Source organism: Pseudomonas sp. RC2C2, assembly GCF_018390435.1.
Lineage (GTDB): Bacteria > Pseudomonadota > Gammaproteobacteria > Pseudomonadales > Pseudomonadaceae > Aquipseudomonas > Aquipseudomonas donghuensis.
Genome location: NZ_JAHBAX010000001.1, coordinates 693,280 through 708,768, shown reverse-complemented (window position 1 = coordinate 708,768; position 15,489 = coordinate 693,280). Strand labels below are relative to the sequence as shown.

15 protein-coding genes are annotated in these 15,489 nt (G+C 52.0%); all 15 read left to right on the top strand.

What is annotated here, in order from left to right:
* Nucleotides 1-72: 72 nt before the first annotated feature.
* The 15 genes from KHO53_RS03275 to KHO53_RS03205 all read left to right on the top strand — a co-directional run bounded on the left by KHO53_RS03275 (nucleotide 73) and on the right by KHO53_RS03205 (nucleotide 15,485).
* A complete protein-coding gene (locus KHO53_RS03275) occupies nucleotides 73-1,155 on the top strand; it encodes an LPS O-antigen chain length determinant protein WzzB (protein ID WP_349628458.1) in 1,083 nt (360 codons plus the stop codon).
* 181 nt (nucleotides 1,156-1,336) lie between these two features.
* On the top strand, nucleotides 1,337-2,680 hold the full coding sequence (locus tag KHO53_RS03270; protein ID WP_249684246.1) for a Wzz/FepE/Etk N-terminal domain-containing protein: 1,344 nt from the start codon (nucleotides 1,337-1,339) through the stop codon (nucleotides 2,678-2,680).
* Nucleotides 2,681-3,006: 326 nt separating this feature from the next.
* Nucleotides 3,007-4,131, top strand: a complete 1,125-nt coding sequence (locus KHO53_RS03265) for a DegT/DnrJ/EryC1/StrS family aminotransferase (protein ID WP_213569985.1) — start codon at nucleotides 3,007-3,009, stop codon at nucleotides 4,129-4,131.
* A complete protein-coding gene (locus tag KHO53_RS03260) occupies nucleotides 4,128-4,826 on the top strand; it encodes a WbqC family protein (protein WP_213569984.1) in 699 nt (232 codons plus the stop codon). Before KHO53_RS03265 ends, KHO53_RS03260 begins: the two co-directional genes overlap by 4 nt.
* Nucleotides 4,820-5,788 (top strand): hypothetical protein, encoded by a 969-nt coding sequence (locus KHO53_RS03255; RefSeq protein ID WP_213569983.1) that lies wholly within the window; start codon nucleotides 4,820-4,822, stop codon nucleotides 5,786-5,788. Before KHO53_RS03260 ends, KHO53_RS03255 begins: the two co-directional genes overlap by 7 nt.
* Nucleotides 5,785-6,345 (top strand): GNAT family N-acetyltransferase, encoded by a 561-nt coding sequence (locus tag KHO53_RS03250; RefSeq protein WP_213569982.1) that lies wholly within the window; start codon nucleotides 5,785-5,787, stop codon nucleotides 6,343-6,345. Before KHO53_RS03255 ends, KHO53_RS03250 begins: the two co-directional genes overlap by 4 nt.
* 4 nt (nucleotides 6,346-6,349) lie before the next feature.
* Entirely contained in the window at nucleotides 6,350-6,772 is a 423-nt protein-coding gene (locus KHO53_RS03245) for a MaoC family dehydratase (protein ID WP_095161553.1), read from the top strand.
* Nucleotides 6,773-6,784: 12 nt separating this feature from the next.
* Nucleotides 6,785-8,293, top strand: coding sequence for a lipopolysaccharide biosynthesis protein (locus KHO53_RS03240; protein WP_213569981.1), 1,509 nt, complete (start codon nucleotides 6,785-6,787; stop codon nucleotides 8,291-8,293).
* An 8-nt stretch (nucleotides 8,294-8,301) separates the two neighbouring features.
* Nucleotides 8,302-9,219: a glycosyltransferase family 2 protein gene (locus tag KHO53_RS03235; protein ID WP_213569980.1), complete on the top strand. Its 918-nt coding sequence runs from the start codon at nucleotides 8,302-8,304 to the stop codon at nucleotides 9,217-9,219.
* Complete coding sequence (gene wzy, locus KHO53_RS03230; RefSeq protein ID WP_213569979.1) at nucleotides 9,216-10,415, top strand: oligosaccharide repeat unit polymerase; 1,200 nt, start codon at nucleotides 9,216-9,218, stop codon at nucleotides 10,413-10,415. The genes KHO53_RS03235 and wzy overlap by 4 nt, the downstream gene beginning before the upstream one ends.
* 26 nt (nucleotides 10,416-10,441) lie before the next feature.
* On the top strand, nucleotides 10,442-11,239 hold the full coding sequence (locus tag KHO53_RS03225; RefSeq protein WP_213569978.1) for a glycosyltransferase: 798 nt from the start codon (nucleotides 10,442-10,444) through the stop codon (nucleotides 11,237-11,239).
* Between the two features lie 117 nt (nucleotides 11,240-11,356).
* Entirely contained in the window at nucleotides 11,357-12,322 is a 966-nt protein-coding gene (locus KHO53_RS03220; protein WP_213569977.1) for an NAD-dependent epimerase/dehydratase family protein, read from the top strand.
* 44 nt (nucleotides 12,323-12,366) lie between these two features.
* Complete coding sequence (locus tag KHO53_RS03215) at nucleotides 12,367-13,392, top strand: MraY family glycosyltransferase (RefSeq protein ID WP_213569976.1); 1,026 nt, start codon at nucleotides 12,367-12,369, stop codon at nucleotides 13,390-13,392.
* 145 nt (nucleotides 13,393-13,537) lie between these two features.
* Complete coding sequence (gene galE / locus KHO53_RS03210) at nucleotides 13,538-14,560, top strand: UDP-glucose 4-epimerase GalE (RefSeq protein WP_213569975.1); 1,023 nt, start codon at nucleotides 13,538-13,540, stop codon at nucleotides 14,558-14,560.
* A 343-nt stretch (nucleotides 14,561-14,903) separates the two neighbouring features.
* On the top strand, nucleotides 14,904-15,485 hold the full coding sequence (locus tag KHO53_RS03205; protein WP_249684244.1) for an acetyltransferase: 582 nt from the start codon (nucleotides 14,904-14,906) through the stop codon (nucleotides 15,483-15,485).
* Nucleotides 15,486-15,489 lie beyond the last annotated feature (4 nt).

The following is a 15,489-nucleotide window of genomic DNA, read 5'->3' as shown; positions in this document are numbered from 1 at the left end:
TTGGAGCTTTCACCTATTATTTGGTCATGCGCCTGATTGACTGTCGAAGTGAGGAAGTTGGCGTTAAAGTCGGTGAGCCTGATCCAAGGAAAAATAGAAAATATGGCTAATGAACGCTCAATCCTTAACGAGCAAGATGAAATTGATTTGATTGAAGTACTCAAAAGATTGAAAGCTCGGTGGCTGCTGATTGTGCTCTCCATGGCTGTATTTTTTTTTGTTGCTGTCATCTATGCACTGCTGGCTAAGCCTGTATACGAAGTTAAGGTATTTGTCCAGTCGCCAACCCATAATGATATTGCCAACTTGAACTACGGGCGAGGGGGCGATAGCAACCTGGATGTGCTCAAGGTTAAAGACGTTTATGAAGTTTATCTTCGTCACCTTCAATCGGAATCCCTGCGTCGGGAGTTTTTTCAGAAGGTCTATCTACCAACAGTAAAGGGAGATGACCGTGCAGGGTCCCAAGACGCCCTGTATGAGCGTTTCAATAAAATGCTGTTGGTGGCTCCGGCTAGCAAGGACCCCACCTCGCGATACGTCATAACCGCGAATATTTCTGATCCTAACGAAGCTGCGGCATGGGTTGTCGACTATGCGCTGCAGGCCGGGCAGCGAGCCAAGGATGAGGTGCTCAAGAACATCAAGAGTGACTCGACCGTAAAAGCAAATAACCTTGAGCAGCAAATCGATTCTATTCAGGAAAGTTCGCGCAAGGAGCGCGAAGACAGAATCGTGCAGTTGCAGGAGGCGCTGCGGGTGGCAAGGTCGATCGGTCTGGAAAAACCTTCAGTCATGACCGGCAAGATGTCCATCGAGATTACTTCTGGCCTGGACGGTGCTCTGGCGTATATGCGCGGCAGCAAGGCGCTAGAGGCGGAAATTGCCAACCTTCAAACGCGTCAGTCAGATGATCCGTTCATTGGTAACTTGCGTGAGCAGCAGGAGCGTTTGGCGTTCTACCGATCGTTGGATGTCGATCCTTCCAGCGTCGCCGTTTTTCGTCAGGACGGGGTGGTGGAAGTGCCTGATCAGCCGATAAAGCCCAAAAAGTTTTTGCTGGTGCTCATGGGGCTGGTTGTTGGGTTCATTGCCGGGATCGTGTTGGCGTTTATCTGGCCGGTGCGTCAACGCCGCGCAGATGCCAGGGGCTGAGCACGCTGTTTAAGGCCATTCATTTTGCGCGGGTATTGGATGCTGGCCCTGTGCCTTAGAAAATGTCACAATCTCCCTGTTCGTCGCCTGACGACAGGGAAGTTTGATTGGTCTACAAGGAAGGCTAAGGACGGAAACCTGCTGTGGGCGAGTATTAAACTCTTCCAGGTAGGTGTTCGGCTTGACAAATCTCTCCCATGTTTCCCCTCTAGTCCATCATGATGAAGTTGATCTTTTTATAATAATGCAGTCCTTATGGCGTCAAAAAAAAATGATTGCTGGCGCTGCATTACTTGGTGGCGTATTAGCAATTTTCTACATTTTCACGGCCACTCCCGAGTATGAGGTCAGCACAGTCCTGCGCCCGGTTGAGCTCAATGATCTGGATGCGCTGAACCGATCCGAGGTGTACACCCTACCGCCTAACAGTGCGTTACTTCGGGTGGGGGCTGCGTTGGATTCGTACGACGCCAGGCTCGGTTATTTTCGAGCACACCCCGAGCTGTTTGCTGCGTTTGGTCGTCCGGGTCGTACGCCCGAACAGTCTTTTGAAAACTTCAATCGGAATTCACTAAAGTTAGTTCAGGCCGATCCGAAGAAGACTAATCAACTCACTGACTATATTGGTCTGGAAATGAGTTACCCCGAAGGCGTCAAGGGGGATGAAATCCTCAACGGCTTTGTTCAATATGCGATAGATATCGAGCGTAACAAGGTTGCCAGTGATCTCCGGATTATCGTGGGTAATCGCCTGAGTGAGGTGAATGACAAGCTCAATGCCGCACGGAGCGCTTACGAAGACGAAAAGCAATCGCAGATTGCCACCTTGTTGGAAGGGGATAATCTGCGCCGTGCAGAGTTGCAGGACGAACTTAAGGCTCTGCGCGTTCAGCTCAAGGCGCAAAGAGAAAGTCGCATAGCCCAATTGGATGAGGCTATCGCGATTGCCCGGTCTTTGGGCTTGAAGATGCCTTCAACACCTTCATCCATGACTCCCAGCGAGGGCGTAGGTGGTAATGTTATTCGCACTGAAGTGAATAACCAGCAGAATCCTCTGTACTTCATGGGTACCGATGCCCTTGAAGCTGAACGCAGCGTGTTGAAGCGGCGTGCATCCGACGATTTTTCTGAACCTAGAGTGGCCCAAATTCACAAAGAGCTGGCACTGTTAAGTGCAAACCGCAAGGTCGAAGTTCTTAAGCGCCGGCAAAACGAAGACGTTTTTCTGAAAGGAATCGAGTCGCTTCGTGCCGAGCGAGTGAGGTTGACCAATATCAATGTGGACATGCAGCATCTGAAAATGGTCAGTGTCGATCGTCTTGCGTTGCAACCAGGTAGCCCTAAAAACCCTCGAAAAGCACTTCTGATTGGTTTTGGCCTGCTGTTGGGCGCGATGCTGGGTATGGTAGTGGCCATGTTCCGTCACGCACTGGCGACACGTCGTACGTATATTCCTGTCCAGGCACCTGGATCCTTGGCTCAGAATATCCATTCCGGAGTCGTGTCGGGTATCAAGTCAGATTGATGTCAGCGTCTTCAGCGTTGCGGCCCTGGGTCCTGATTGAGTGCATGAGAACAACACCAGGGCAGGGCGCTAAAGATGATAAGATAGATGTTTAGCTGCAATTGATAGCGCCCCCCTTTAGGCAGCGCGGGTGATGCGCTCAGGCGCGCTACGCCTATCCGTAAAGTAGCTGTAGGAACAAGACAAGGTAGTGGCTGATTGCTACTTTCTTGGCCAGAAACAGAGTAAATGGCGGGTTGAACGCTGATCTTCAACAGCAGCTTGGCCAACGTCGAGGAAACAAAAAATTGCGGCCAGCGCCCTCGTTCCCTGGCCAAGGAGTCGGTATGAGCGAAAAAAACATCTTCGTCACCCAACCTTACCTGCCTGCGCTTGAGGAGTTTGTCCCTTACCTGCAACAGATTTGGGATAACAAGATTCTCACCAACGGCGGTCCGATGCACCAGCAGTTGGAAGCGCAATTGTGCGAGCACTTGGGGGTCGAGCACATCGCATTGTTCAACAATGGCACCATCGCCTTGCTGACTGCCTTGCAAGCGTTGCGTATTTCGGGAGAGGTTATCACCACCCCGTACTCTTTCGTTGCGACAGCGCATTCGTTGCTATGGAATGGTATCAAGCCGGTGTTCGTTGATATCGATCCCCAGACGCTTAACATTGATCCCGCCAAGATCGAGGCGGCCATTACGCCGCAGACAACTGCCATCCTGCCGGTGCATTGTTATGGCAATACATGCGACGTTGATGCCATTCAAAAAATTGCCGACAATTATAATCTCCGCGTGATTTATGACGCCGCCCACGCGTTTGGTGTAAAGGACGCCGGCGGAAGTATTTTGCGCCATGGCGACCTCAGCGTGCTGAGCTTCCATGCGACAAAGGTATTCAATACTTTCGAGGGCGGCGCCATCATTTGTCCGGATGCGAAGACCAAGAAACGTATTGATCAACTGAAAAACTTCGGTTTTGTTGATGAAGTCACCGTGGTTGCTCCGGGTATTAATGGCAAGATGGGTGAAATCAACGCGGCGTTTGGTTTGCTGCAGTTGAAACATATTGATGAAGCCATGTTGGCACGGCAGAAAATTGATCTGGCTTATCGTGACCAACTGAAGGATATCAAAGGCATCAGTTTGCAAGGGGCTACTGGGCAAATAGTATCCAATTATTCGTACTTTCCAATTTTGGTAGAGGCGGATTACCCACTCAGCCGTGATGAGCTCTATGAGAAATTGAAAGAGCACAGTATTTTTACGCGTCGGTATTTTTATCCGCTGATCAGCGAGTTTCCGATGTATCGCGGTATGACATCGTCCAAGCGTAGCAATCTGCCTGTCGCCAACAGTGTCTCGGAGCGTGTGTTGTGTCTGCCTATTTATCCTGCACTGGAAGAGCAGTCGGTCAGCGCTATCGTTAGTATTATCCGTAGTCTGCAGGCGAGTCATTCATGAAGTTAGCAATCATGCAGCCGTACTTTTTTCCGTATGTCGGCTATTTTGACCTGATTGCGTCTGTGGATAAGTTTGTATTTTATAATGATGTCAATTTCATAAAAAACGGCTGGATCAACAGGAATCGGTTGTATCTCTCCGGGGACGTTAGGTACTTTACTGTTCCGCTTTCCGGAGCAAGCTCCTATTCGAAAATCTGCGAAGTCAACATTCAGCCGCGTCAGGCCTGGGCGCGCAAACTGATGGAAAGTATTCGTCAGTCTTACGCAAAGGCCCCGAACTTTTCCGCCACCTTTGATTTACTTCGAGACGTTATCGAAGGTGAAGGTGAGAGCGTTGCCTGCCTGGCACAGCGAAGCATTCGGAAAAGTGTGGAGCGATTGGGTTTTTCAACGGTCTTTGTCGAATCGTCCTCTATTTATAATAATTCTCATTTGAATGGTCCTGAGCGGGTAATGGATATTTGCCTGCAAGAACATGCTGAAGAATACATAAATCCCTCGGGTGGCCGAGAGCTTTATGACCCAGCTTATTTCTTGCAGAACGGTATCAAGCTGAGCTTTTCAAGTGCGAATCTTGTGCCTTACCCGCAGTTTGACCGGCCGTTCTCTCCAGGGCTTTCCATCATCGACATGATGATGTTCAATGAATTTGATCGCTGTCGGGAACTCATCTGTCAAGGTGAACGATGCTAGACAAGGCTATTGGTGGATATTTTGAGCTTGAGCTGCCTCCAGGTGGGCCAGGCCCTTATCCCGGTGCATTCAAGTTTCAGTCCGCGCGGGCAGCATTTTGTGCCTTGCTTCGCGCGGGGCGTCCCCGTCGTGTCTGGGTGCCCCGTTACATCTGCGACGCGATGTTGGCACCGCTAAAAGTTGTAGGTATAGCCGTCGAGTTCTACACGCTCGAGGAGGACTTTTCTGTTGCTGCTGATTTGCAACTGCAAGCGGATGAGTGGCTTCTTTATGTCAACTACTTTGGCTTGTGTTCCCTTCAACAGCAGCGGTTGTTGCAACGGTTCAACCCTGCTCAAGTAGTGTTCGACCATGCGCAGGCGTTTTTTGCACCGCCCCTCGATTGCCTGGCAACTATTTATTCACCGCGAAAGTTTTTTGGTTTGCCGGACGGTGGCTTGATGGTGACGCGTTTGCCAGGGGTCGAGCCTGCAGAAGTGGATGAGGGGGCACTCCTGCGCGCGACCCATCTGCTTAAGCGTTTAGCAGGGACTCCGGAGTCCGGTTATGCTGACTATCAGAACGCAGAGCGCTCCCTGGAGGACGTCGAGCCGAAGAGGATGTCGGTGCTGACAGAGCGCCTGTTCACTAGTATCGATTATGCTGCGGTCAAAGAAAAACGAAATGAAAATTTCCGCTTTCTTCATCACGCTCTGGCAGGCTCGAATACGTTGAGTCTAGATCTGGACCTGGTCGACGGCCCGCTGTGCTATCCGATGCTTCCAACAACGTCGGTATCACATGCTAGTTTAGCTAAGCAGCGGATCTTTGTAGCCCGGTACTGGCCTGACGTTATGGCTCGCACCTGTCCGGGTGATAGAGAACGTCTGTTTTGCGAAAGGCTATTACCCCTATCCTGTGATCAGCGATACGGGAAAAGCGATCTTCTGAATGTTATTAATGCGGTCAAGGGGGCGTTATGAATATTCGTGGGAAAGTAGTAACTTTGCGTGCAATTGAAGTGAGTGATATTGATCAGCTCAACCGCTGGGCGAATGCACCGGAGCTGTGGGAAAAGTTAGGCGGCTGGCACTTTCCTTACTCCAGGCAAAGTACTGAGCAGTGGGTGCGTGGTATCAATAATAATGATATGAAGAACCAGGTATACGCAATCGACACTGAAGAGCAGGGGTTGGTCGGCACTGCCAATCTGGTAAATATTGATTGGAAAAACAAAAATGCTTTTCATGGCATGATGTTGGGCGATAAAGAAAGTCGTGGCAAGGGTTATGCTCAAGATACTGTAATGACCATTATGCGCTACGCCTTTGAGGAATTGGGCCTGAATCGTCTTGATGGCGATATGATTTCGAGTAATGCGTTGTCGGTGAATTTTTACACCAAGCGCTGTGGCTGGGAAATCGAAGGCACCAAGAAAGACTGGTTTTACCGTAAGGGTCAGTACTTCGACAAGGTGGTGGTTGGAATTACCCGGGCACGCTATGAAGAGTTCTGTTCGTCGATCAACTACTGGGGCTGAGTGAATGCAAAGTGAGATTTCGTTCGCGGAAATTGCGGTAGGTATGCAGTTTTCATACGGGCAGACCATTACCGATGCTGATATCAAGGCTTTTTCTGGAATCTCCGGAGACAAGAACCCTGTTCATATGAGTGACGAATACGCAGAGCAATCACGTTATAAAAAACGAATTGCTCATGGCTTAATGTCCGCGAGTTACTTTTCTGCCATCTTTGGAATGAAGTTTCCGGGGCCCGGCTGTGTGTACGTCTCTCAGTCGTTGAAGTTTCTGCGTCCGGTTTACATCGGTGATACTGTCAATGCTATCGTCACGGTCACCGCGATTGATGAAGCAAAACGCAGGGTGTTTTTCGAGACCGTGTGCAAAGTGAAAAACAAGAATGTAATTTCGGGCGAGGCTGAAATATATATACCTCTGTCCAAGTGATGGGTTAAAGCATTGTCTCTGAAGCGCAATATCCTGGCGAATTATGTTAGCCAGCTGTATGTGACGGCCGCCGGCATACTTATTCTCCCCCTGTACATCAAGTATATGGGGGCGGAAGCGTATGGCCTGGTTGGGTTCTTCACCATGCTGCAAGCCTGGTTCGCATTGCTGGACCTGGGGCTGACGCCTACTATTGGTCGCGAAACAGCTCGTTACCAGGGGGGGGCTATGACCGCACTGGCTTTTCGCCAGTTGCTTCGTTCCCTCACTGTCATTTTCACGACGATTGCAGTGGTGGGGGGCGTTGGCCTATGGGCGCTTTCCGAAGCTGTAGCGGTTCGTTGGTTGAACGTGACAAGCCTGCCGATGGACGAAGTTATTCTCGCTGTACAAATCATGGCCATCAGTGTCGCTTTGCGCTGGCTGGGCGGCTTGTACCGAGGTGTCATCAGCGGCTCCGAGCGCCTGGTTTGGCTCAGTGGGTTCAACGCTGTAATTGCGACTTTGCGTTTCGTAGTGGTTTTTTTCAGCATGTACCTTTACGGCTTTACGCCGTTCGTATTTTTTGTCCACCAGTTGGTCGTAGCTGGCTTGGAGCTGGTAGGGCTCTTTTTGCAGAGTCAGCGCCTGGTTCCATCCAAGAGCCATGTAGCAGAAGCCATTGGCTGGTCTTTTAGACCGGTGCAACCGCTACTGGCGTTTGCCATGACGATTGCATTCACCTCTTCAGTCTGGGTACTGGTGACACAGACAGACAAATTGATCCTGTCTGGCATTCTGCCGTTGGCCGAATACGGTTACTTCACCCTCGCGGTACTAGTCGCCAGCGGAATCATGGTGGTCAGTGGTCCGGTTAGTAACGCCATCATGCCGAGGATGGCAAGACTGCATGCGCAAGGCGATGAACAGGAGGTTGTCACTGTTTATCGGCGAGCCACACGCTTGGTCAGCATCATTGCCGGAGCCGCAGCAATCACCATCGCGTTCGGTGCAGAGCAATTGCTGTTTGCCTGGACCGGCGATGCAGCGCTTGCTGCTAAAGCGGCTTCAGTGTTGCAACTGTATGCGGTGGGGAATGGTTTGCTCGCCGTGAGTGCCTTCCCTTACTACCTGCAGTACGCGAAAGGTAATCTGCGTTATCACTTGATTGGCAACGCCATTATGGTGGTTGTCCTGGTGCCTGCAATCATTCTGGCGGCCACGCGTTACGGCGGCATGGGGGCTGGTTACGTGTGGTGCGCGACCAACGGTTTGTTTTTGCTCACCTGGGTTGCGTTTGTACATCGCAAGCTGGTGCCGGGCTTGCACACAAAGTGGATGGTGCGCGACGTGCTGCTGATCAACCTGCCTGCGATTTTCGCTGCCAGCGGGTTTAGCATGATCGGGATGGTTCATGAGACGAGACTTGCATCGCTGCTCTATATAATTTTGCTAGGCGGAATTGTTCTCCTGGCCAGTCTTCTCGGCGCAGGAGTGAACCATCGAACCCTCGCCGGGATGCTTTCGAAAATCAAAGGGTAAGGTGTGTCATGGAGGCGATTAAAGCGTCGGTATGTGTGGTTGCTTATAATCAGAAGGATTACCTGCATGCGTGCCTGACCAGTTTGGTCGAGCAACAAGTAGATTTTGGTTATGAGATCATCGTTGGCGATGATGCCTCGACAGACGGTACGGCTGATGTCGTGAGTGAATTTGTCGAGCGCTACCCGCAGCTTATAGTGTCTGTGCGCCACGAAAAAAACGTTGGGCCTACCGCGAATTATGTGTCGGTTCATAGCCGGGCGCGCGGGGAGTTTGTTTTTCATATGGACGGTGATGACATTGCCTTCCCTAACAAGCTGAAGCGGCAAATTGAGTTTCTTGAGAGCAACAGTGAGTGCGTACTGGCATGGCATAAAGTAGAGGTGTTCAACGATGCCGGTGAAGTGAGTCGCATCCTGCATGAGAACCTTGGACAAGTAGTCGACGTGAATGCCATTACTCAAAAGAATTTGCTCCGCTATGGGATGCTCGGTGCCCATAGCGCAACGGCGTATAGAAGAAGCGCAATGCCAGATTTCAGCCTGCTGAAAGGGGAGGTCCTGGATTATTTTCTGGTCTGTCTGATTCTGGCATCCGGTAATGCAGGACGTATCGAGGAGGTATTAGGCGGCTACAGGGTTAATGCCGCAGCCACCACCGCCTCGAAGAAGGGCTCGTTGTATTTCAAGGGGTCGCCGATCCGGGATTTGTATGCAGAGCACTTGGCGTACTTCTTGAAGTCAAAGGGCCGCAAAGAGGTTCAGTTGGACGTCTTTTTAAATGCCCTTTTCAATTTTGTAGTCGATGTGAGGTTTCTGCGCCCCAGTTCAGTGACGTTTCTAATACTGGCGACTAAGACATTCTCCTTTGTGGGTGCGTTTAAGTTTGCCAGCTATTTCAAGCGTGCACTCGAGCTCAGGAAATGAAAACCACATCGAAAGCGCAAGCACTGTCCTGGCACCCTGTCTTTTGTTTGGCGCTGCTGTACTTTTTTTCCAACGTCTATTTTTTCTCCAAGGTTTTTTCGGGTGAGGAGATCGGCGTTGATCAATTGGTTCGGCAGTTTGACGAGCACGTTGCTTTAGTCACGTTGCTGTTGTTGGGGGTGACGTTTTTTTTCTTGGTTGGCTTGCACTGGGCTAATGCTCAATTAGTGCGGGCGCGGAGTTTTAGCCTTTCGAATGTCTGGGGGGGCGGAATTTTTTTATATCAAGTCTTCTATCTTTTCAATAGCGTTTATTTTGGGGTTAATATCGCGGGCGTGCAAGATGACGTGAGGAGCCCGTTTCAATTCTTATTTACGTTGCTTGATCCAGATATCTTGTTCTTGGTGATAGCGGTTTCGCTGAGGTCACCGCGTCTTTTTTGGGCGAATACGGGTTTGTACCTGATGTCGACAGTTGTCAGGGGCTGGGGAGGGGCATTTGTACTGCTGCCGATTCTGCTTCTGTGTAGATATTATCCAGTGCGAGTCAAACTCTCGTCCATTGTTCTTTTAGCCGGCTCATCGGTTTTGGTGTTGTTGGCATCACCCTTTATCATTGAAGCTAAATGGTTGGTGCGGTCCGGTGCCGAGGTTGGCCAGTTTTTCTCCAACGTGATGGAACGGGGTTATTTGAATGCCTTGGACATGACGCTGGAATACATTCTTACTCGGTTCCAAATGTTCGGCCATGTGGCCATGCTGGTGGAAAACTCAACGGTCGTGACCAGTGCCTATGATGCCAATGAGTTCATACCCTACTGGGCCGACGGCTTGCTGCAATGGGTGGTGTTGAAGCTGAACGGCATCGACATTATTCAGTTGAACAGGTACATGGTGAGCTACTTCTTTAATGCAGAGAACTCAGCATACAGCACCAATCCCGGCTTGGCCGGTTGGGTTGCTGTATTGGGTGAACGCTCGGTATTTTTCTTTCTCTATGTGTTCGCTATTGTGTTCTTTCCGGCATGGCTGGTGCGAAAGTATGCGGGTGTTCCGCATTTTCTGTTGTTGTATTCTTTTGTTTTCATATGGCTATTTCATGGCTGGATCGGCGCATATTTGAATTTTGTCGTGTACTCGCTGTGTATAGTGCTTTTGAGGAAGATCGTTGTGTTCCGAAAAAAAGCACTGGTGTAATCGTGTCGACTGGATGGGGCGGCAAAATGAGTTTTTCAGTTTTAATGTCGGTGTATATAAAGGAAAATCCTGATTACCTAAGGGCATGCCTTGACAGTTTGCTTGCGCAACAGCTCAAGTCGCCAGATGTGGTACTGGTTGAAGATGGTCCGATCACCGAGGCCCTGCGTGATGTAATCGACAGCTACAAGGATCGGTTGCCCTTGAATAGTGTCAAGCTGCCGAAGAACAAGGGCTTGGCCAACGCCCTGAACGAGGGGTTGGCACGCTGTCAGTTTGAGTTAGTAGCCCGTATGGATACCGATGATGTCGCGCTGCCTCAACGGTTTGAACGGCAAGTCGCGTTTATGCAAGAGCATCCTGATGTCGACGTTTCCAGTGCCTGGATCGAAGAGCGAGACCAGGCCATGGAAAAGGTGCTGTTCTTGAAAAAGCTGCCATTGAGTCATGACGAGCTGGTTATTTTTGCGAAGCGGCGAAACCCCATCAGTCATCCGGCGGCGATGTTTAGGAAAAGCAAGGTACTTGCGGTGGGCGGTTATCCGCTTATCTTCCCGGAGGATTATGCTTTGTGGAGCCTCATGATGGTCAAGGGGCTACGCTTTGCCAATATTCAGGAAGTACTGCTTCATATGCGCACTGGCGAAGATTTTATTGGTCGCCGCGGATTGAATTTCTTAAAAGGCGAAATCAAACTTTTGAAATACCAGCGTGACATAGGCTTTTTAAGCTGGAGCAGTTACCTTACCAACTTAGTCGCACGGTCGGCGGTCCGGCTGCCACCTTCGGCGATACGTCGACTGCTGTATAAAATTTCTCGATGACGGTGCGGGGCAGCGCCTGTCTGCGGAGGCAGGCGCTGTCGGATTTGTGCGACGAACTCGATCAGTGACGAAATTAATGGGATGGATAGGGGTTATGACGACATTGCGGGTGCTTTCATGAAGGTGCTTGTGACAGGGGCGACAGGATTTGTAGGTCGTTCGCTGTTTCAGTGGCTGTCCCGGCAAAAAGACTGCAACGTAGTTGGCAGTTGCCGTGACCCGCGGCAGGTAGAAACGGAGGCGCTGCCGCTCATTCCGGTGGGTGAGCTGTCTGCTGAAACTGATTGGCACGCAGCCCTTGTTGATATCGATGTCGTTGTTCACCTCGCGGCCCGCGCCCACGTACTCGATGAGTCGGGTGGTGATCCTCGGGCTGAGTTCCAGCGTGCGAACGTGGACGGCGCAATAGCCTTGGCCAACCAGGCTCTTGCCGCAGGCGTGCGGCGCTTCATTTTTATCAGTTCTATTGGCGTCAATGGCAATGTCACTGGTGAGCACGTCTTCAGCGAACAGAGCGCGCCAGCCCCTCACGCTGAGTATGCCCACTCCAAGCTCGAGGCAGAATCCAGATTAAAGGCATTACTGGACGGCACCACCATGGAGTTGGTTATTATTCGACCGCCCCTTGTATATGCCGGTCATGCGCCAGGAAATTTCAAGCGACTGCAGAAGCTTATTGCTTCCAATATACCCTTGCCGTTTGCGATGATTAACAATCGACGCAGTATGGTTGCGCTGGAAAATCTCGTCGATTTCATTGGATGCTGCATCTTTCATCCGCTGGCGGCTAACCAGCTTTTTTTGGTTGCCGACGGCGTCGATGTTTCGACTGCACAGATGGTTCGCTATTTGGCAAAAGGCATGGACAGCCGGGTGATCTTGCTCCCGGTGCCCGGCAGGCTGCTGCATTGGGGGGCGAAACTGCTTGGTAGAGAAGGGATGTACACGCAGTTGTGTGGGTCGCTCGTGATCGACTCCAGCAAGTCTCGTACGTTGCTTGGGTGGCGGCCACCGGTTTCGCCCGAAGATGCACTGGTAAGTGCCGGTCGTGATTTCAAGGCATTGCACAACGCTCAGAGGTAGGAATGCAGCGCTGTGCGGGATATTTCGAGAATAAGGTTTAGTTGATGAATCTCTGGTGGTGGTTGCCGGTAGTAACCGGTCTTGCGTTTGTACTGACCGGTGCTTTGCGCCGTTATGCCTTGGCTCGTAGCTTGATTGACACGCCAAACGCACGTAGTTCGCACTCGGTTCCCACGCCGCGTGGTGGGGGGGTTGCAATTGTGGTGGTATTCCTTATGGGCTTGCCGCTACTTGCGCTGATGGGCGGTGCAACCTGGTCTGCTACCTGGGCTCTGCTCGGTAGCGGTGCGGCGGTCGCAGCCCTGGGATTCCTCGACGACCATGGGCATATTGCGGCTCGTTGGCGTTTGCTTGGGCATTTTGCCAGCGCCCTGTGGGCGTTGTTCTGGATCGGTGGTCTGCCATCCTTGGTGGTTTTTGGTGTTGCCCTCGATCTGGGCTGGTTCGGCTACGCGCTGGCTGCGGTTTACCTGGTCTGGCTACTGAATCTTTACAACTTCATGGATGGCATTGATGGCATCGCCAGTGTTGAGGCGATCTGTGTATGCCTGGGCGGCGCCCTGCTTTACTTCCTGTTGGGACAACCAACGGCAGCGCTCCTGCCTATGCTTTTAGCTTGTGCCGTGCTCGGCTTCCTGTTCTGGAATTTCCCTCCCGCACGCATTTTCATGGGCGATGCCGGTAGTGGTTTCCTGGGCCTTGTTTTAGGCATCCTGTCGCTACAGGCTGCCTGGGTAATGCCGCAGTTGCTCTGGAGTTGGATCATTTTGTTGGGCGTGTTTGTGGTGGATGCCACGTTCACACTGCTGCGACGTCTGTTGCGAGGTGATAAGGTCTACGAGGCGCACCGCAGCCATGCCTACCAGTATGCTTCCCGCCATTTTGGTCGACATCTGCCTGTTACATTGGCGGTCGGCGCTATAAACATTTTTTGGTTGTTGCCCATCGCGCTTTGGGTCGGGTTGGGTGGTGTAGATGGTCTGCTCGCTGTGTTGATTGCCTATGCCCCACTGGTATTGCTTGCAGTCAAGTACCGCGCTGGTGAGCTGGAACAACCTTCGGTAGTGTGAAGTCTTTCGGGCTGCACTGCGCCAGTGGTGCGCGGCACGGGTGAGGTTTGCGCAGATACCGGATGAATATGATAAGACCTGGCATGCAGAAGCACTGATGTTGGGCAAATCAAGTACCACAATCGGGATGAGTGTTCGGTGATTTATGGATGACGCTGTTCTGGTAACTGGCGGTGCTGGTTACATTGGCTCGCATGCGGTCGTCGCCTTGTTGGACGCCGGTCATGACGTGGTCGTATTGGATAACCTGTGCAACAGCTCGGCACGGTCGTTGGACCGTGCCTGCCAGATCACCGGGCGCCAGCCGGTATTTGTGCAGGGGGATGTATGTGACCGCGGTGTGTTGGACAAGTTGTTTGCCCAATATCGTATTACCAGTGTATTGCACTTTGCCGGGCTCAAGGCCGTGGGCCAGAGCATGCGCGAACCGCTGGCCTACTATGAGAACAATGTAGCGGGAAGCGTGACGCTTTCTCAGGCAATGGCGGCGGCAGGCGTGTTCAAGCTGGTGTTCAGCTCGTCGGCTACCGTGTACGGTGAGCCCGAGCAGATGCCCATCAATGAAAGCTTCCCGACAGGCGCGCCGACCAACCCCTATGGTCGGTCAAAGCTGATGGCTGAGCAGATCCTCACGGACCTGGTCAACTCGGACCCTCGTTGGAGCGTTGCGCTGTTGCGTTACTTCAATCCTGTGGGTGCGCACCCCAGCGGACTGATGGGGGAAGACCCCAATGGCATCCCCAACAACCTGCTGCCCTATATCAGCCAGGTCGCAATCGGCAAGCTCAAGGAATTGACGGTTTTTGGCTCCGACTACCCAACAGTAGATGGCACGGGTGTTCGTGATTACATCCATGTGGTCGACTTGGCCGATGGCCACCTGAAAGCGCTGCGGGCCCTGGGTGAAAGAAATGGACTCAATATCTGGAATCTGGGAACGGGCAAGGGCTACAGCGTGCTGGAAATGGTTCACGCCTTTGAGCAAGTCTGTAACCGTGCGATTGCCTATCGCCTGGCCCCCCGTCGCCCCGGCGATATCGCAGAAAGTTGGGCGGACCCCACCAAGGCCGAACGCGAGCTTGGATGGAAGGCTGAACGGACCTTGAACGATATGATGGCCGACACCTGGCGATGGCAGTCCTCGCATCCACGCGGATACGGCGACTAGCCTCAGGCTACGGTGGGAATGTCCCTGCTGTTACCGATAATTTGTGCGTCTATCAGGATGGTGATACGTTGCTACGCCCGATAGACACTGTTCATTGACTTGGCGATGCACGGTAGCACGCGGGAAATCTCTACAAAAAATGCATTCACCGCCAAAGGGATCGGTATGAAATCCTTTTGGTTGAACGCAGGTGTGTGACTAAACTTTTCAAACCTGGCGCTTAGTGAATGTGTCTCCCCGGTCAGGTTTTTCAGATTTCGTTTCAGCTAGTTTCTTGCGCCCAGCCGACGTTGGCCGGGCGAATGAAATGATGTAGTTGATGCTATGTTCATTTGAGGTTTTTTTGAACAAGACACTTTTAATCATCGGTGCTGGTGGTCATGGCAAGTCGGTAGCTGAAGCGGCATTGTTGTCGGGTCACTGGCAAGCAGTCCTGTTTGTCGACGACCGTTGGCCGCAGGCACGTGAGGCATTTGGTTGTCAGATAGTCGCAGACGTGGCTGGGTTGGCCAACGTCGCTCACCTGGCACAGGGCGCTGTGGTGGCGGTGGGCAGCAATACACTGCGAAAGACCTGGTTTGAGGCGCTTGCAAGTGCAGGCTTGCCCCAGGCAACAGTGATCCACCCTCAGGCCTGTGTGAGCGCCTCTGCGCAAATAGGGCCTGGTTCCGTGGTCATGGCGCTGGCGGTGGTCGGTGTCGATGTGCATGTAGGGGCGGGTGCAATCATCAACGCCGGTACTGTGGTTGACCATGATGCCGTGGTTGAAGATTTTGTTCACCTCGGGGTTGGCGTCAGTATTGCTGGTGGCGTCCGTATCGAGTCCAGCGCTTGGTTGCAGGCTGGGTGCAGTGCCGGTTATGGCGTCGTCGTTAAGCGCAATACCGTTTTTGCCCCAGGCACAGCCCTGACAGCAAAGGATTGAGGAG